The sequence below is a fragment of the Pseudomonas sp. R2-7-07 genome (genome assembly GCF_003852355.1).
In the GTDB taxonomy this organism is placed as follows: domain Bacteria; phylum Pseudomonadota; class Gammaproteobacteria; order Pseudomonadales; family Pseudomonadaceae; genus Aquipseudomonas.
Genome location: NZ_CP027759.1, coordinates 976,081 through 991,910 on the forward strand (window position 1 = coordinate 976,081; position 15,830 = coordinate 991,910).

Consider the following 15,830-nt stretch of genomic DNA (forward strand, 5'->3'; position numbering starts at 1 on the left):
GCTCCTAAAGGTATTTCTTGAAGCTTGAGACGGTGATGTAAACGGATACACCCAACAGCACCGCGCAGGGCAACAGAATCAAAAGTGGGCTGATGCTGATGGGGATGGCCAGGTAGACCGTCCAGGGCACGATGGTGAGCGGAATGATCGTCCCCCGGGCTTTGTGATACAGGTAACTTGACTCGCGGCCGGAGCCGAATTTTCGTAGATCACGCCGCACCAGGCCATCGACCAAGCCAGTGAACGCCGCCAGTGCGAACAGTGGAATCGTCAGCGTCAGAATGACCATCCGCACGCAAAAGGTCAGGACTGTGTATAACGCGGCTAAGCCATAGTCCTGGAAATTGATCATCGCCCGACCGAGTTCGTAGCGAAGGTTAAAGGTTCCCGCTTGTTGTGGTGATGTTGAGCGGGCGTACTGTGTCAGTGCATTTATGTTGTCCTGCATACCGGTTTTCACCATCAGCCAGTCATAGACCGTTTGTGCCAGCCAGGTCGCCGTACGCCCCGGCTCTTTGATGACAACGCTGTGCAGCAGATCCTGGGACAGCCAGCCCAGTTCGTGTTGGAACATCTGCTGAGCATGTTTCCAGCCGGCATCTGGCCAGAACGTGTACACGCACAGCCATTCAACGACGATGGCGCCGAGCAAGGAGCCGAACATCACCCCCAAGAAATGAAAAGGGGTGGAGAACAGCATGCCCAGGAAGTTTTTTTGACCTTCCTGTTGTTGCTGGGCTTTTTCCGCGATATCGGCCATGGCTCTGTTCCCTCAGGCCTATGCGGCTTTTCCGTTATTGGCCATCTGGCGGAAGTCGTCTACCAAGTCATCAGGAAGCGACTCACTTAATGCGTGATATCCCGGAGCTTGCCACCAGTCGCTGCTGGTTCCGGATCCTTTACGCATGCCCTCAACCAAGGCCTGAAGATCCTTGGGCATCACTTCATCGGGATCGCTTGCCGGCAACGGCATACGAATCTTCCACAAATTCCCGCCCTCTATCAGGGCAAAGCATTGCCCCTTGGGTAGGGCAACCACATGCGCAGGTTCGATCATCGGTACGCTGACACTTTGGATCTGATCGTGGGTGTTAGAGGTGAAAGCGGTGTTGCCGTTAATAGCGTCATTTGCACTGCTCGCTGGTGTACTGGTAAACACCTGGACCTTTGGCAACTGGTTGGTCAACAGCTCGGCGGTTGCAGTCTCACGTACACGTAACATGAACAGGTTGTTGAAGTTACCGATGACTTGCCCAGCTTTAGCCCGGTTACCGATTTTTGCCTCAATATCGCTCATGGTTTGGGTGTAGGCCGTGACCTGCATGCCGGCACCACCGCCTTTGTTAATCATCGGTATGAATTCATCGCCCATCAATTCGTTGAATTCGTCCGCATGCACGTTAATTGCGACCTTGCCGCCGGTCGCCCTGGGCAAGCCATCATCGATGCCAAACTTATAGATGTGGCCCGCAACTGACACCAGGTCGCTGAACATCGAGTTGCCCACCGCTGCAGCCACCTCTGTATCAGATAAAGCGTCCAGGCCGACATAGACCACTGCCCGTTTGCGGATGATCTGCATCCAGTCAAAGATTGGGCGTGGATCCTCAAGATCCATGTAGTCGGGAGATAGCAGCTCTGCAATCCGGCCTGTGGTCAGTTTTTCCAGCAATGGCAGAAGGCTGGCCACGATCTTGTCGAAATAGGTTTTGTCATAGCGTACAGCTGATCGCAGACCCTCCATCACTGGGTCGGAGATGCGTTGCTGAGTGAGGTACATGTCCAGGGCCACCACGCGTAGCGGTCGGTCCTTCATGGCGAAACTGAGGTTCTTACGATCGATTTTTCCTTCCAGCTCAACGATGGTTTGCCAAGCTTTGGGATCATTTTCAGCAAAGTGCTTCTGCGCATACTCGATGAACAGCGCGTCAATGTTTGTCACATGCTTGAGGATCTGTTCATAGTCCGGCCGACGTCCCAGTGCCACGAGGGCGCGCGCGATGATGTTGACGAAACGCCAGGCGAATTCCCGGAATGCCGCGGAATTGCCTTCCCCCGAAAGTTGGCCGGCAATGCGGGTTGCAACCTCCGAGATCCGACCAAACCGGCCGACGGCGTTGTAGCGCGCGGAGTGATCGGGCCAGCCTAGGTGGAACACGTAGAACTCCTCCAGTCGGTTTGCGCGCTTGCATTCGATGTACATGCGCTTCAGGAGGTCTGCATCGCCTTTAGGATCGAAGACAATTACCACCTCGCGGTCCAGGTTCATTTCTACATTGCGCTGGCTTCGATGAACGGGTTGCACGCGGCGCCCCATATGAACGCGGCGCCGGGGGCTACGGCGGGTACGCCTGATGTCTTGGGTGATAAACAACTCTGCCAGGCGGGTTTTTCCAACACGAGTAGTCCCCAATACAAGGGAGTGTCCAACCCGCTCACCCAGTGGCAGGCTGACATCCGCTTCGTTCGGCTCTATACCGTGTAAGCGCGGTAGCCCCCCGACAGGAGGAAGTGGACGCGCCGGGTTAAATGGCACATCCCATGAGGTAGCCTTTGACAGCAATTTGAGTGGAAAGGGCGCGAACTCCAAACGCTCCTCAATTCTGCGAGCAAAGGTATAGATAGAGGTGGGCTCGACATACTCGGCGTATTTTGGTAGGTAGGTCTCCATCAACCGCTGAGTATGCTTTTGGGTCCAGCGAAAGCCTTTACCGATGAATAGCCGCTCATTGCTGACCGGCATGTCTTTGCTGGTCATGGTGTAGTGGGGTAAGCGCCGAATATTGCGTCGGTAACGCAGCACCACTAACGCCTGTTTCAGGCGGACGAACCCTAGACCCAGAAAGCCTGCACCGGCAACCATGCCGAATAAGGGCGTCAGAGCAACCGCCCATGGCGCGAAAATACAAAGCAATGCCGCAGCGGCACATACGCAAACTGTGTACAGCTCGACGGCAGGGCGTAGTAACGACTCAATGGTGTAGGAGGTCGCCATGGATCACTTCCTATGAGTGAAAGGGGGGCAGTGGCCCCACTGTTTCGAAATGGAAAACGACAGGCCTGCCCGTCTCAGCGATCAGCCCATAGGACTTGGCCAGGCGGTATATGGGGTGGTAGCTGTTGAGGGAGTTGACGTGTCCAGCAATGCGCTCTCGCCAGACCTCCAGTGGCATCGCTGCCTTGCTCAAGTTACACGGCACGCACGCGGGCATCATGTTGCTGATGACGTGGTTCTCTGGCAGCCCCAAAATGATGGCACCGGTGTACTTGCCGTTCACCCTTTCAGGTTCTCGCCATACTGCTTCCTTGTGGTCCGCATGCCACCGGTCACCCAACAGCACACCGCAGTATGCGCAATGGCCTGCGAATTTAGCGTGAAGCTCGCAGCGTTGCTTCTTGGTCAGCTTCATGGGACCTAGCTCCTCCTTTGATGCGTGATGATGAATTGGCCAACTCTTGCCTCGCTTGCTCAACTGCCTCAGGCAGGCGTTCTTTCAGCCGCTGACATAGCTCCACCTCGTCACCAGGTACGCGAGCGATGACGGTGCCGCCATAGAGCTTGGCGACATAGGTGACCTGTTCAAAAAGCAGCTGGCCTGCGCGTGGGTCATCCGGTTGCTTGATGACCAAGGTGATGTGCGTAAGAGAGGCCATACCCTGGTTACTGCTGGATCGTTGTGGCAGTGATCAACAGCGGGTAATGCTGAATTCCCAGGCGCTGTGCCAGATCATTTGATGGTGCCGGGACCAACTGTAGATTTCCTGCCCATCGTTGGATTTCGGCAAACCGCTCGGCGCTGGCCACGTTAACCACTAGGCCAACTGCCTGCAGTTGCTGTAACTGATCGCGGCGCTGAGATAACCACTTTCTGGAGCTTTCATCGTCGCCTACAAGAAACAATGGTTGCAGGCCTGGAGCATTGATTACCCGGCCCTGTACCTGCCCGGGTGTCAGTTGGTCAGAGCGCACTGGAAACGAGCCTTGCCCACGCACACCAATATTCTCTGACTGTGCTGACTGCTCGGTAGGTTCTGGAGCCAGGTCCTGGTAGTAGGGCAGAGCGGAAACACCCCCTCGGTCTTCAACAACAATCAGCGAGGTGGCATGCACCGCTATGGGGGAGGCCAAACACAGCAAAACAGGCAGATGCAGCAATCTATTCATGGATTATTCGCCATCAGGTTGATACCGGTGACCCGGCTGAGGTGTTTGGCAAAAGCTCGTCGGTAGCGGGCAGCGGGTTCACCTCCGGCAGGGCGGTGGTACCGGCCAGCAGCGGTGATCCAATCGCCTCCTTTGGCTTTTTGTTCAGCCAGGATCTGGGCCGTAACCGAGAGGTTTTTGTACGGATCCAGCCCTTCGCAGGGATAGCTATAACGGTGGCCGTTGGCACCGATGTTGGTTTGTCCAAGACCGACGTCGACTCTATTTGGGCCTGCGGTCTGAAGGGCGATCATCAACGCTCTGCAAGCATCGCTGCGTGTCGCAAAGCGATATCCGGCGCCGGCGACATTCAACGTCCAGGGCCAGGGGACGATCTGGCCGCGAAGTCGGGTGCCACTCTCTTGCAGTGCAACGGAGTACAGCACCTCGGACGGAACGCCGGCAGGCAGGGCAATCAACTGATAGGCCGGTGGCGGAACCTCGGCACCGTTAGCAAATGCCGCGGTGAGCAGTAGCCCCCCCGTTAAAGCCGCGCGAATTACAGACGCTGCCATTGTCCATTCACCTCGCGTACCACGGCCGGCAGTTCACCGCCGAGTCCAAGGCCAAGCCATCGACCGGCATCGTGGTTCAGTGTGATCTGTCGGCTTCGCACGCTGGCCGGTTCGACTCCGGCCAAGATGGCCCAGCGGCGAATTATTTCGTCATCACCTTGACTACCAACGAAGTACAGATCAAAGGACTGTTTATGGTTTTGTAAGTCTTTGACGCGGTCAATACATGCGTTGCAACTGTCTTGAACAAAAACGGCTAGTCGTCCAGTGCCTTTCACAGCAGTTACCGCTCCCGAGCCTGGAGCAGATGCAGGGTTGGACGATAGTTGGATGACTTTTTCATTGGGGTAAAGACGTGCGAAGGCTTGGTCATAGGCCCTTTGGTACGCCAGTTCCTTATCGATACGCTGTCGCTCGGCTCGCACCTGCAGCTCTGCATAGCGTCGGCGCTCCTCCTCCGACTTCGCTTCGATGCCAAGTGCTGTCAGAGGATCCAGGCCTGGCGAATAGATTCCGCGAGGACCCTCCATCACAGTTTGAAAGCGGGACCATTCTTGGGGGGTTAATCCCCACTCGCGGGCGATTTCTGTCTGACTGGCTCCTTGAGAAGAGTTGTGAACTTCACTGTTCTGAGTGTTCGAGATCGACGTTGATTGCCCTGAAGCCGCATGACAGCCGTATGCAAACGCGAAGGTGGCCAAGCCTGCAATGAAACCCAAAATGTTCCTGGGCTTCATTGTTTTCGAGGAAGTGGTAGGGGAGTGCATAAAGGAGGTCCTATTGCGCGACGGTTACGGTTTGAGGTGTTCCGGCCACGTCAAAGCGTGCGGATCTTCCGTCCAGCGCGTTGAGTCGCCAGGCGGTGCCCGCCACAGCGTCACCAGGTCGGATAAGGTAAATTTGATTCAACTGCGTGCTGCCAGGCGGTGCTACGGACAAAAAGCGTTCACCGCCGCGATACTCGATACCGACAACGGTAAAAGGGGGTGTTTGCGGTGTGACAGTGGTGGTAGCGGGCGGTGTTGGCCGCTTTGTTTGGCGGGCAACGGGCTTAGGCTTGGGCTTGAGGGGAACAGCAGTGGTTTGTTTGATTCGTGACTGACTGAGTTCTTGAAGACGGCTATCGAGTGTTTCGACGCTGGCTTTGAGGACTACCAATTCACCAGCAGACGCAGCATTTTGAGAGATTTCTTGCGCTGACTCCGTCGCTTGCTTTGCATACGCTTGTGCGGCATCAATTCGATTCGATAAAGCCTGCTGCCCGGCCCGGAAGTCCTCATTGGTCACCAGGTGGTTGCCGGCTACCGTGTCCAGTCGCTCATCGACTTTGCCCAGCCGCGTCAACAACGCATCGAGCGACTCTTTGTCTGCAGTCGCAGCCAAGCTGTTGCTGAGTTGGGAGAGTTGATGATGCTCATAACCCAGAATGCCTGCCAATAATGCAAGGCACAGACTGAGTATCGCTGTGGTTCGAGTAGGGCGTGGTAGGTTCATGGGCGTCCTCGCGCAAAAGCGAATACACCCTCTCAAACCGGTCTCTTAGGTGCATCAGGAAATAGGTTTTCCAGGACGCATGGTTTTTGAAGTGTCGAGTTGGTTGCTGGTAAATTGGGATCGTTATAAAAAAATGGCCACCCGAAGGTGGCCGTCAAACTATGAAGCAATGAGCTGCCTTGCAAGTGTCATTTCAACTGAATCACCATCTTGGTTCAGCGAGTCGAGACCAGAATCTGGCACATCTCCCGACGTGCTTTGAGCCACGGCGATTTTCTTGGCCATCAACTGCAGGCAAGTAATCTGAGAGCTGCCGGCATAGCCAAAAAAAACAACCCGCACCGGCTGCTTTTGCCCAATCCGCCATGACCGTCGAGCTGCCTGTTGCAAGGTGTATACGTTGTACCCCGTCTGCAGGAACGCAATGGTCGGAAAATCGAGCAAATCCAACCCGGTCTTGACCAGCTCCGGGTTAGTGATCAGTACGTCGACACCTCTGTCTACCTGGTCGAGGATCCAATCCTCGCGCCTGGCGGTATCTACTGACGCCCTCAGGACCGCTACTTTCAAACAAGATTGCTCCAGCAGTCGTTTCAGGCGAGAGGTGGTGTCACGAGTGCCGCTGTACACGGTATAAGCCAGAACCTTTCGGCCTTTGGCTTTTTCCGTGAGGCAGAGGTCGAGCAGTGCTTTCTCCTTCGGCATTATTTGTTCATCTGCAAAGACCGAGGGAACGAACGCCAAGGTATCTTTGCTACGAGGGTGCTTAACGATCTCCGGTCGAAAGCAGCAGTCAGGCCATGCCAACAGCACGTTGAGCACTACCCCTAGCAAGGTAGTGTCTCGACGGGCCAGTGCCTGGCGAAGTTCCTGCGTCAGTTTTCCTGCCAGCTGCTGATACACCGACGCTTGTTCTGTAGACATGCTGATGTCGATAAATTCCTCCTGGTACGTCGGCAAGACGTTGCCACCGATATCTTTGAGTTTCAGAAACACGGTGAACGGCAACACAAAGCGGTGAATGCCTTTTGGGCCGAAGCCTGGGGCTTTCACCGTGCGCACCGAGAGTTTTTTTCCCTTGGCTGTTTTGTGTGACACGTTGTCCCGCTCGGTGTAAATGTCCTTCAATACGCCGTGGTCGCGCATGAATGACATCGCGGCCGGAGCCATACTTCCGCGCGCGTTTGGTTTGTAACCGTCCTCGATCATTCGCCGGGTAAGTATTCGGAACAGGAGGTAGAACAGATCATCGGCATAGCCACCCATGAGGGTGCCGGTCAGCAGCACGGTTTTACGTGCTTTCGCTGCCAATACACCCATGGCTTGGCCCTGGGCCGAGCCACTGTTTTTGTATTCATGTCCTTCGTCCACCACCAGCAGGTCGAAATATCCGTCTGGTAGGTAGCGCTTGATGAACTCGGTGGGTTGGTAACCGCCCTCGCCAAAGCCAAACTCAATGTTGGCCATGGCGCGCTCCATGCGTTTGGCTTGGCGGTCGCTGAAGATGAAATTGCCTTGGGCGTCCATCAGGTTGATGAATTCGCTAACGTTGTCGATCAGCATAGAGGCGAGGAAGTCCTCCCCGAAGTCATTCAGCAATCGGTCCGCACGTACTGGACCGATAGTCGGAATCCGACACATCGATTTTAGTATGGTCGCACGACGAGTTCCGTTTTCGGCTTTGCCCGGGCGCATCAGCGTCCAGAGTTGTCCTTGGCAATGAGGGCAGCTCCGACGGCGTTCCTCTCGGTGAAACTCTTCGACAGTGACCCGGTTGCCTTCTAAGTCCTCCAGAAGGCGTCCGCAGTCGGGGCATCCTGCGAAGTTGTATCCGCCGCTGGCACGACGTGGCCAACATACCGTACGCCAGTGATACCCCATGCGCATTCGCACGCGTCCGAGAATGAAGAACTCTTTGCGGCCATCGTAAGGATCCCCCAGTTGGTCACGTAGCTTGATCAGCTTAACCAGCGTATCGGGTCCGTTGAGAACCCACACGCGTGCGTCTGGGATGGTTTCGAGTATCTCCCGTCGCCATTTGTAGACCAGGTGTGGAGGAGAAACAACCAAAGTGCGGCGGTAGCCCGCACTGTGCATGACAGCCGCTACTGCGATGGCCATCATGGTTTTCCCAGTGCCCATTTCTGCATTGATAACGGCAGCCTGCTCGTTCCGGTCTAGCAATAAAGCCGCAACGGCCTGCACTACGTCAGCTTGAGCAGGGAAAGGCTGGCGTTTGAGTTCGCTCATAACCCGTTGATGGGCTTCGTTGAGGTTGCCGGAATAGACCGGTGGGTTAGAGCGGTTGAGGGAGTCCAGTAATTCATCACCGAATTCGTCGATGAACTCAGTCAGGCCGATGGCCAAGGGCGATACAGAGACTTTGGATAGGTCGTTCATGAGTGTTTCTCCAATAGGAACGAAACAGGGCATGCACGACACCCCGACGGGTATGGTGAATACCCTGCGGGTTGGTTAACGGATGGCCAAGTGGCGTGGTGGGTCAGTAGTCCGATGGCAGCAACACGGTTGTTGAACTGCGGTCAGCTTCGGTGATGATCCAGAGCCGGGTCTCATCGCCGGCGCATATGTCATAACAGGAGAACAATCGATCCCCGGAGGTCAGAGCCTGTTGGTTACTGCTCCAGTCTTCATTGGGCAGTTCCCCCCAGTCACCGGAGAAATGCCGTCGCAAGTAAGTGCTTGGATCGAGTTGTCCATGCTCCACCAGGTGGTGCACTGACTGGGTCAGCACTAAGCGGCCAGGTTCAAATGTCACTCGTGGTGGTGGGGTCAGTGTTGGTTGTGTCAGCGCCTCATCAGGTTCATGCGGCGTATCCGCCGATGAACTGATGGTGATCACGCGGCCTTCGTTGGCAGAGCCTGGCGTCATGTCCCATGCCCGAATGATGGGCACAAAACGATCAGTCAGGATCCTTACCTCGGACACGTTGCCGTCCTGATCCTCGGTGAACTCGGTCTTGCGGACCTTATCTTTGTAGGTATCGCCTTTGAGCACCAATACTCGGCCGGTTTTGGATTTCACTACGCCGGAAATTGCACCGGCAGCCAATGCCAACGCCAAGTGCCAGCGCGACAGCTCCCTCACGGGAGGTCGTGGCTGAGCGCCGCTTTGACCAAAGTGCAGTGTGAAGTCAGGCCACATGCCACGAAGTCTTTTGATTTCTTCGCTGAGCTGTTCAGGTTCAAGGCTGATACGGTAGAAGTGTTCCAGCTCGTTGGATGCCGGGAGAACCCTGTAGGGCTCCCATGGCCAACTGGTTGGTAACGCTTCCGCGCTCAATGTGCCGGCACCGATCGCCTGAAGGCGTGCGCGTACGTTTTTGACCTCTTGCGCTCGAGCGAGGTCCTGCCGGCGGATTCGTATACCGAAGATCACTACCTGTTTAAAGGTTGGATCAGCGGCTTTGTAGATCCGCAGTTCAGTAAAGTGATTGCATAGCCAACCACACAGCTCATCGTCCAGCACGTAGTGCGGAACAATCAGCACCAAGACTCCCCCGTACTGCAGCAGTGGTAGCGTCCGTTGATAGAACAACTTCTCCAGGCGCCGACGGCCGTTACCTTGGTACTGAGATGCACCTGCATGGTCAGCGACCAGGTCACCGTAGGGCGGGTTGAGCCAGAGCAAGCCGAAGGCCTGGCGGCTGATCATGGTGTCCATCAAGTCGCTGTGCAGCACGCAATCCAGCAGTGTCTTGCTGTGTTTGGCACGCTCCTGGTCATACTCGACTGCATAGGTCTCAACGCGGTCACGCCCGAGTGCATGAGCAGCTTCAGCTAAGGCAACGCCTTCACCTGCACAGGGATCGAAGATCCGCATCTTCCCGCTTGGGGATGGTGCCAACGCTTGTAGGGTGAGTTCCAGCGTCGTTTCGTCAGTGGGGTAGTAGCCATTGCGAGCGAAGTTGCGCGCCAATCGTGGGAACATCAAAGCCATGTTGAGGCTCCTGGGTCAATGCTCAAACTGAGCGTGGGTTGAGAGCTGCCCCTGGCGAATGAGCTCGCCTAGGGCTGTTTCGAGAACGTCGAGTTGCAACGACAAACGCCATGCCGCAACAGCACCGGACGTTCCAGGTAACAGCTGCAGCATGTCGTGTTGGGTGAGCAACCCCATTACCTGCTCCTGCCAATGAGGCAGTAGCGGTAATGGACAGGTGTCCTGTATCAACGGCCAAAGCCGTTGATGAGGTGACTGCCCGTTCTCAAGAAGGGCGTAGGCGAAGTGGTTGGCCCGATCCGGCTGTACGCAGCGTCGGTCAAACAACCAGAGGTGAATCAAGCTGCCGAATAACGTACCGCGCATTTGTCGCGTGGTGCGCTTCTCCAACAGATCGATGTTGGGGAAAACAGGAAGACTTTGGCCATCTACAACGATGTGAAACTGGCTTAGACCATCTTCTGTCGTGCCGAGGGTCAGCCTGGCCAGGAACTCCTGCAGCGCCGTGTCTCGACCCCATGCAGAGAGGAACACCAGGTTGCGTTGTTCGTCACACGCGCAAGCGTCGACGAAAAGATCATTGCACTCCTCGATTGGGAAGAGCGGGGTAGGGCTGGGCATGGGAACCTCCATAATGGAGGGGGAACCCGCCCGGAGGGGCGGTGAGCCCCTCGGGGGTGTTAGCAGTAAGTGTTATTGCTTGGGAAACAGCAGGTTGTCCGATTTGAACGTTTTATCGTTCGGGTCAAACGAGACCGTCTCGTCTTGAAATAGAGGGCTGTGCCCAGTGAGAAAAATTTGCCCCAGGTATTTGGGGCGAAGGGCAACGGCGGCATCGGCTTGTTCTGCCGTCATTTCGAGCTCCTCTACGAAGAAGTCCCAAAGCTCCTCATTCGTCGACACCTCGTTATTGGCGAGCTGATCTTCGATGTTTTCAAGGATTTCTTGGGTCAGGTTATTGAAGATTGGATTCATGTGCTGCTCCTGCTGAGTCGAGGAGCGCCCAGGAGGGAGCCCCTCATGGGTTATGCCGATTGGCTTGGCGTATCGCGGGCTTCGTCAGGTATTGGAGATATTCCATACCTGCAGTTTGAAGTTGTGTACATAGCCGAGCTCAGAGAGCCGACTGCACTGTTGGCGTAGTTGCTGACGATCAACAGTTGTGTCCAGCCTGACTGTATCGCTTAGAGGCCAGATTGTGCCGAACAACTCGGCATCTGCCTCGAGGTCGTTGGTTCCGCCGGTCGGGGTCATCCCAAACGGGGCTTCCTCTTTTGATACCTGTTTATTGGAGGCCGGTACTGCGGGCGGATTATTCCGCTGCACTGGCTTGGAGAGGTTGGAGGAAGACTCTTCATCCATAGGGTCAGGCTCGTTTGGCGAGAGCCTGGCGGCGTCTTCTGGTGTCAGATTGTCCACGTCGTCGAGGCTCATGCTTTCCAGCTTTGCACGGATCTCAACGACCAGGCGACCTGCTGTGGAGTAATACGAAGGACGGATCTCCGTTATCAGAAAGTCGCCTCGGTATTTTCCTTCATCGTACTGATCAAGGAGTGCGTCTTTGATCACGAACTCACCGATAGAGGTCGAGAGCCGTCCGACGTTGAATTCGCCATTGCGGCCACTGATGGTACGGATGGCCAGTTGGCCGGGGATGTTGATCATGGGCAGCTCCACACTGCTACGAATGAAAAAAGCCCGACAGATGTCGGGCTTTGGGTATTGCTGTGAATGTCGAAGGATTATGGGCAAGAAGTATGAGTTTCTTCCTTGAGTGAGATGTACAGATAGAAAACGCCTGGCGGTGATTCTATGCGGTCAAGTTTTAGGTCCAGCCAGACTCGATCGGTGTTATTGCCGGCAGGCAATAAACGATAGAGGCCGAAATGGATCTGTGTGCTGTCAGGTTGCAAATGCAGTTCTCGATAGGCCTCCAGGACAACATCGCCCAGTCGCTCACTGACAACACTTGCATCCTGTGGGTTTTCAATATGCACCGCTTCCTGCCAGGCCCGGGGTGTTAAAACGACCGGGAGCTTGAGCAGGTCAGACGACACGAGGTTAGTGGTGGTTTGCATGTTTATCTCCAGGTGCGAAAACCACCTGGCCCGTTCGGGAGATGGTTTCCCGTTGGGTGGTTATGCTGTTGTAGAGTCAGTGTGAGAGTCAGCTAATGCCAGTTGGCGATTTAGTAATACTCGGGGTGGTTGATCTCATCTTCCAACTCCCAACGAGCTCTTCGATATTCCTTGAGAAGTCCGTACTCCGATAACAGTGGGCTGTTTTTGGGAGTGAATTCATCTCGATGGTCCATCTTTGCCAATGAGATAACGCCATCCAGAACTTCTAACCAAAGGTCAGAAGTAAGGGTGTAGCGCGGGTCGTCATCGGGATCGAGCGCCGGGTTGCTCGGAAGTAGTTTATCCAGCTCGCTGTAAACACTAGCTTGAGCAGCTAAAAGACCAATTTCGGTCAGCAGCGGCAGTCGTTGAGGATTCATCATCATGGTTTATCTCCAGAGTTCGGAAATCACCAATCCCGAAGGGAGGCGTTCCCTTCGGTACGAATATTGAAAGGCGCCCAGGGGGCGCCATGATTTCAATCATGCAGATTGACGTTGTTCAGGTTCTGGTTGTCCATGGGCGTCATCCGAATCATCTCCAGCAGCACCATCCTGGGCAGGAAGGGGCTCAGCAGAGTCTTTCGGTTTGGCTTCATAGACAGTTACCCCATCCACCTTGATCCAGCCGATAAACAACAGGCGTCCCTTGAGGCTTGCTCCAGGTTGACCTTTTTTATCGCCTTTTTCGTAGGTAAATGCGTCGGTCCAGATATCACCGATTCGGAAGCTCACAAGGACCTTCTTTCCGGCTTCAACGGCTGCTTGGCTGCGACGAATCAGCTTTTCAGCTTCAGCGCCGACCACGTTGCAGTCGATATAGGAATACTCGGCATCATCCATCGAGCCGCGCAGTGCCGCAACGGTAACTGCCATGAATGGCTTACCTTTGCCGCGAGGTTTCACTTCACGGATACGGTTGAGATAACCGATACCAGTGGTGTGAAGGTCGAAGAATTTTGCTTCGTTGGATTGATTAGTGCTCATGGTGATTCTCCAGTTTCGAAATAACAGAAAGCGGAGAAACACTTCGCCCTAGGGGGGAAAAGTATTCCCCGCGAGGGTGGGTGGAGTTTAAGGTTGTTTAATGCATCAGCTTCATTGCAGCAATCATTACACCGACAGCTGCAGACAACATGACGCCCATGCGAATGGTGAGCTTGACTTCAAGCTGTGAAATCTCAGATTTGAACTCTGCAGCAAGAGCAGTTAAATCTGCCTTGGTAGCCAAACGTGAAAGCATGTCGGTCTCCAAAGCTTCAATAACAGCATTTGCCTTCTGTTCCGGGACGTTAATAGAAATCAACGCCTGGTAGAGAGCCAGTTCAGTTTTCATCAGACCTCCAAAAGTGAGAGGCCTGCCCTGACGGGTAGGCCCGTCATGGGTGGGAAAGGTGCTTCCATCGACTAAGTCGACTGATCGCGCTACCGGAAGCTATGGCGATCTTGGGAATGGATCAATGCGGAAAACCGCATCGTAGTCTTGCGGATCCAGACTACTTGGGCATGTTGCTGACAACGTCAGCGATACATGTGTAGATCATGGAAATACGATTGTCGCTTGTCAAGCCCCTACTGTGAATACTCTAAGGAAACCTTCCCGTTGGGAAGGCTCCCTACAGAGGCGAAGGGCGCAGACTTAGCAAGTTGCTGGCGCCAACGAGCGTGCAGCTGGCTTCTTACGCGATTTCCGAGCAGGCTTTTCGACCACTCGAGTGTTAGCCGCGTACCAAAGGTTCAGGTCGACACCTTTGCGAGTTATTGCCGGTACATGATCCATCTCACGTACGAGACGCTCAGGTACGCAAGGCGGTGGAAGCAACGGAGCTGCTTTGGTATGGATAGCTATGGGTGCAGCGCTGGTTTTCTTCACCGCACGCAGAAACTGACGCGTGATGGTGCCAACCGCGAAACCGAAGCCATAAGCAAGTTTGGACATGGTGATTCTCCTGCAGGTTGAATGCGGAGAACCCACTGACCCTGTCGGGGAAGTGATTCCCCGCGAGGTGAGTTGCATAAGGTGCTTCTATCGACGATTGTCGACCGACCGCGCTACCAGAAGCTCAGCGGCCTTGGGCGGATCTGACACGAAAATCGTGTCGCAGTCTTCAAGATCCTGACTGCCTGGGCATGATGCTGACGACGTCAGCAAAGCACGTTCATATCATCGAAGGGGAGAGGGTGATGTGTCAAGCGGGGAGGGAAATTTCGGGGAGGGCGAAGCAGGTTCATGTCGACAGGAGAAGCTACCGAGAGTAGCTGGGTCAACAGTCACTCTCGGATGTAGTAAGAAGCGTCTTTCAGAAAAAAATACCACCTGTGTGGGATGAAGGCGTTATCGATCCCTGGGCTGTGATCTGAACGTCTCACTTCCTACACCTGGCCGATTATCGTGGCTGAGGCCAGCAAACATAAGGCACGCATCCGCGCACAAAGGGAGCCCTGCGTTTCGCCGGCGGGCCACCGGCAAGGAAAAGCAGCTACCAATAGGTAGCCTGATCATCCTTTGCAAGATGATCAGGCTACCTATTGTGTAAGCTTTAAAAAGTGTGGGCCACAACACCAGTGTGGCCCTAAGACTACGGTGCTTCGAACCTCAACAGAGCCCTATGTGCCTTTGAACTCGCAATTCACGAGTTAGACGGCTGCGTGTCTGGCTTGAACAGGGAGACACAGGGAGAGCTCTGAACCAGGTCCGCACGCCCTTCCCGGAGCTATGCGTGCTTTGGGGTTGGTGATAAGGCAAGCCGTATCACCGGGCGCTACTGATGACCGCCAGTAGCCAACGGGGTGGAAACGTTGTTGCGAGCATTATGTTGATAGGCCGGAGCTTATGCAACCCAGTGCCTTTCAAAGTCGCTCTACTCCAGACTAATTGATGGCGACAATCGCACCCTCGGGCACGGGGGGAGGAATCGCTATAGCAGTCGTCCCAGATATCTGTGAAATCAGCATCCCTGAACGCTTTACACCAACTGTAGTTGTCTTTGTCAGATCTACCAGCACCGAGGCCAAGCCTGACGGTGCAACCCCATCAAAATAGGTATAAGCCGTTCCGGCTGTGATGTAAGAACCTATGCCCATAGGTTTGACAAACCACCCAGGTAAGTTGAGCGCAGAATCGTTCGGTATTCCACTGAAGCCCGGGTTGGACTGAGCAAATTCGGTTGCTGCAGATCGGTACACCAGAAAGCCGCGACCCAGCGAGTCGAGGGTCGCGTAGTCGGATATACGTTGGTCCTGATGTTGGTTCTCCATGAATATACTGGAGGCAATGAGCACCACCATCAAAACGAGCCATTGCATTGTCATGACATGAGCTCCATCTGCAGAACGGTGGTTGTTACCACCTACGTGCCTCTAACAAAACTATTTCGAAAGGGCAATCAATGTTAAGCAAATTCCCGCGAGGCCAAGCGCAATCACAGTCCACTTAGCGGCGCGCTTGATGCTCATTGATTTAGGTTTTGGGTTGATTAATTCCATAGTGGTGATCTTCTTTACTAAATAACGACCAGAGGGTGTTGGGTGTAATCT

18 protein-coding genes are annotated in these 15,830 nt (G+C 54.7%); all 18 read right to left on the reverse strand.

The features are described 5' to 3' along the window. Window positions 1-4 precede the first annotated feature (4 nt). The 18 genes from C4J86_RS04215 to pilM all read right to left on the reverse strand — a co-directional run bounded on the left by C4J86_RS04215 (window position 5) and on the right by pilM (window position 15,605). Window positions 5-760, reverse strand: a complete 756-nt coding sequence (locus C4J86_RS04215; RefSeq protein ID WP_124369576.1) for a TIGR03747 family integrating conjugative element membrane protein — start codon at window positions 758-760, stop codon at window positions 5-7. Between the two features lie 18 nt (window positions 761-778). Further along, on the reverse strand, window positions 779-2,995 hold the full coding sequence (gene traD, locus C4J86_RS04220; protein WP_124369577.1) for a type IV conjugative transfer system coupling protein TraD: 2,217 nt from the start codon (window positions 2,993-2,995) through the stop codon (window positions 779-781). Window positions 2,996-3,005: 10 nt separating this feature from the next. Continuing rightward, a complete protein-coding gene (locus C4J86_RS04225; protein ID WP_124369578.1) occupies window positions 3,006-3,410 on the reverse strand; it encodes an HNH endonuclease in 405 nt (134 codons plus the stop codon). After that, window positions 3,370-3,654, reverse strand: a complete 285-nt coding sequence (locus tag C4J86_RS26795) for a hypothetical protein (protein ID WP_164485553.1) — start codon at window positions 3,652-3,654, stop codon at window positions 3,370-3,372. Before C4J86_RS26795 ends, C4J86_RS04225 begins: the two co-directional genes overlap by 41 nt. A 7-nt stretch (window positions 3,655-3,661) precedes the next feature. Next, window positions 3,662-4,165, reverse strand: coding sequence for an integrating conjugative element protein (locus tag C4J86_RS04230; protein WP_124369579.1), 504 nt, complete (start codon window positions 4,163-4,165; stop codon window positions 3,662-3,664). Next, window positions 4,162-4,719 carry a lytic transglycosylase gene (locus tag C4J86_RS04235; protein ID WP_008437382.1) on the reverse strand — a complete coding sequence of 186 codons (558 nt, stop codon included), beginning with the start codon at window positions 4,717-4,719 and terminating at the stop codon, window positions 4,162-4,164. The genes C4J86_RS04230 and C4J86_RS04235 overlap by 4 nt, the downstream gene beginning before the upstream one ends. Next, window positions 4,704-5,456 (reverse strand): TIGR03759 family integrating conjugative element protein, encoded by a 753-nt coding sequence (locus tag C4J86_RS04240; protein ID WP_124372390.1) that lies wholly within the window; start codon window positions 5,454-5,456, stop codon window positions 4,704-4,706. Before C4J86_RS04240 ends, C4J86_RS04235 begins: the two co-directional genes overlap by 16 nt. Before the next feature lie 40 nt (window positions 5,457-5,496). After that, window positions 5,497-6,213, reverse strand: coding sequence for a methyl-accepting chemotaxis protein (locus C4J86_RS04245; protein ID WP_124369580.1), 717 nt, complete (start codon window positions 6,211-6,213; stop codon window positions 5,497-5,499). A 159-nt stretch (window positions 6,214-6,372) separates the two neighbouring features. After that, on the reverse strand, window positions 6,373-8,613 hold the full coding sequence (locus C4J86_RS04250; RefSeq protein WP_124369581.1) for a DEAD/DEAH box helicase: 2,241 nt from the start codon (window positions 8,611-8,613) through the stop codon (window positions 6,373-6,375). Window positions 8,614-8,716: 103 nt separating this feature from the next. Next, on the reverse strand, window positions 8,717-10,174 hold the full coding sequence (locus C4J86_RS04255; RefSeq protein ID WP_124369582.1) for a DUF6094 domain-containing protein: 1,458 nt from the start codon (window positions 10,172-10,174) through the stop codon (window positions 8,717-8,719). A 15-nt stretch (window positions 10,175-10,189) separates the two neighbouring features. Next, entirely contained in the window at window positions 10,190-10,795 is a 606-nt protein-coding gene (locus C4J86_RS04260; protein WP_124369583.1) for a hypothetical protein, read from the reverse strand. 72 nt (window positions 10,796-10,867) lie between these two features. Further along, window positions 10,868-11,149: a hypothetical protein gene (locus tag C4J86_RS04265; protein WP_124369584.1), complete on the reverse strand. Its 282-nt coding sequence runs from the start codon at window positions 11,147-11,149 to the stop codon at window positions 10,868-10,870. Window positions 11,150-11,233: 84 nt separating this feature from the next. Further along, window positions 11,234-11,839, reverse strand: a complete 606-nt coding sequence (locus tag C4J86_RS04270) for a DUF3275 family protein (RefSeq protein WP_124369585.1) — start codon at window positions 11,837-11,839, stop codon at window positions 11,234-11,236. Window positions 11,840-11,916: 77 nt separating this feature from the next. Next, the gene (locus tag C4J86_RS04275) at window positions 11,917-12,252 is read right to left on the reverse strand and encodes a hypothetical protein (RefSeq protein WP_082236564.1); all 336 of its coding nucleotides are present in this window, start codon (window positions 12,250-12,252) and stop codon (window positions 11,917-11,919) included. Between the two features lie 110 nt (window positions 12,253-12,362). Continuing rightward, window positions 12,363-12,680: a hypothetical protein gene (locus C4J86_RS04280; RefSeq protein ID WP_124369586.1), complete on the reverse strand. Its 318-nt coding sequence runs from the start codon at window positions 12,678-12,680 to the stop codon at window positions 12,363-12,365. A 96-nt stretch (window positions 12,681-12,776) separates the two neighbouring features. Beyond that, a complete protein-coding gene (locus C4J86_RS04285; protein WP_124369587.1) occupies window positions 12,777-13,280 on the reverse strand; it encodes an STY4534 family ICE replication protein in 504 nt (167 codons plus the stop codon). A 97-nt stretch (window positions 13,281-13,377) separates the two neighbouring features. Beyond that, window positions 13,378-13,629, reverse strand: a complete 252-nt coding sequence (locus C4J86_RS04290; RefSeq protein ID WP_008437363.1) for a hypothetical protein — start codon at window positions 13,627-13,629, stop codon at window positions 13,378-13,380. A 1,535-nt stretch (window positions 13,630-15,164) separates the two neighbouring features. After that, window positions 15,165-15,605, reverse strand: a complete 441-nt coding sequence (gene pilM, locus C4J86_RS04300) for a type IV pilus biogenesis protein PilM (protein ID WP_124369589.1) — start codon at window positions 15,603-15,605, stop codon at window positions 15,165-15,167. Window positions 15,606-15,830 lie beyond the last annotated feature (225 nt).

Excerpts from the sequence above, each read along its gene's own strand:
- C4J86_RS04250 (WP_124369581.1), bottom strand. The coding sequence starts at position 8,613 with ATGAACGACCTATCCAAAGTCTCTGTATCGCCCTTGGCCATCGGCCTG.
- C4J86_RS04225 (WP_124369578.1), bottom strand. The coding sequence starts at position 3,410 with ATGAAGCTGACCAAGAAGCAACGCTGCGAGCTTCACGCTAAATTCGCA.
- C4J86_RS04285 (WP_124369587.1), bottom strand. The coding sequence starts at position 13,280 with ATGAGCACTAATCAATCCAACGAAGCAAAATTCTTCGACCTTCACACC.
- C4J86_RS04270 (WP_124369585.1), bottom strand. The coding sequence starts at position 11,839 with ATGATCAACATCCCCGGCCAACTGGCCATCCGTACCATCAGTGGCCGC.
- C4J86_RS04260 (WP_124369583.1), bottom strand. The coding sequence starts at position 10,795 with ATGCCCAGCCCTACCCCGCTCTTCCCAATCGAGGAGTGCAATGATCTT.
- pilM (WP_124369589.1), bottom strand. The coding sequence starts at position 15,605 with ATGACAATGCAATGGCTCGTTTTGATGGTGGTGCTCATTGCCTCCAGT.
- C4J86_RS04245 (WP_124369580.1), bottom strand. The coding sequence starts at position 6,213 with ATGAACCTACCACGCCCTACTCGAACCACAGCGATACTCAGTCTGTGC.
- traD (WP_124369577.1), bottom strand. The coding sequence starts at position 2,995 with ATGGCGACCTCCTACACCATTGAGTCGTTACTACGCCCTGCCGTCGAG.
- C4J86_RS04290 (WP_008437363.1), bottom strand. The coding sequence starts at position 13,629 with ATGAAAACTGAACTGGCTCTCTACCAGGCGTTGATTTCTATTAACGTC.
- C4J86_RS04275 (WP_082236564.1), bottom strand. The coding sequence starts at position 12,252 with ATGCAAACCACCACTAACCTCGTGTCGTCTGACCTGCTCAAGCTCCCG.
- C4J86_RS04240 (WP_124372390.1), bottom strand. The coding sequence starts at position 5,456 with ATGAAGCCCAGGAACATTTTGGGTTTCATTGCAGGCTTGGCCACCTTC.
- C4J86_RS04235 (WP_008437382.1), bottom strand. The coding sequence starts at position 4,719 with ATGGCAGCGTCTGTAATTCGCGCGGCTTTAACGGGGGGGCTACTGCTC.
- C4J86_RS04280 (WP_124369586.1), bottom strand. The coding sequence starts at position 12,680 with ATGATGATGAATCCTCAACGACTGCCGCTGCTGACCGAAATTGGTCTT.
- C4J86_RS04255 (WP_124369582.1), bottom strand. The coding sequence starts at position 10,174 with ATGGCTTTGATGTTCCCACGATTGGCGCGCAACTTCGCTCGCAATGGC.
- C4J86_RS04230 (WP_124369579.1), bottom strand. The coding sequence starts at position 4,165 with ATGAATAGATTGCTGCATCTGCCTGTTTTGCTGTGTTTGGCCTCCCCC.
- C4J86_RS04265 (WP_124369584.1), bottom strand. The coding sequence starts at position 11,149 with ATGAATCCAATCTTCAATAACCTGACCCAAGAAATCCTTGAAAACATC.
- C4J86_RS04215 (WP_124369576.1), bottom strand. The coding sequence starts at position 760 with ATGGCCGATATCGCGGAAAAAGCCCAGCAACAACAGGAAGGTCAAAAA.
- C4J86_RS26795 (WP_164485553.1), bottom strand. The coding sequence starts at position 3,654 with ATGGCCTCTCTTACGCACATCACCTTGGTCATCAAGCAACCGGATGAC.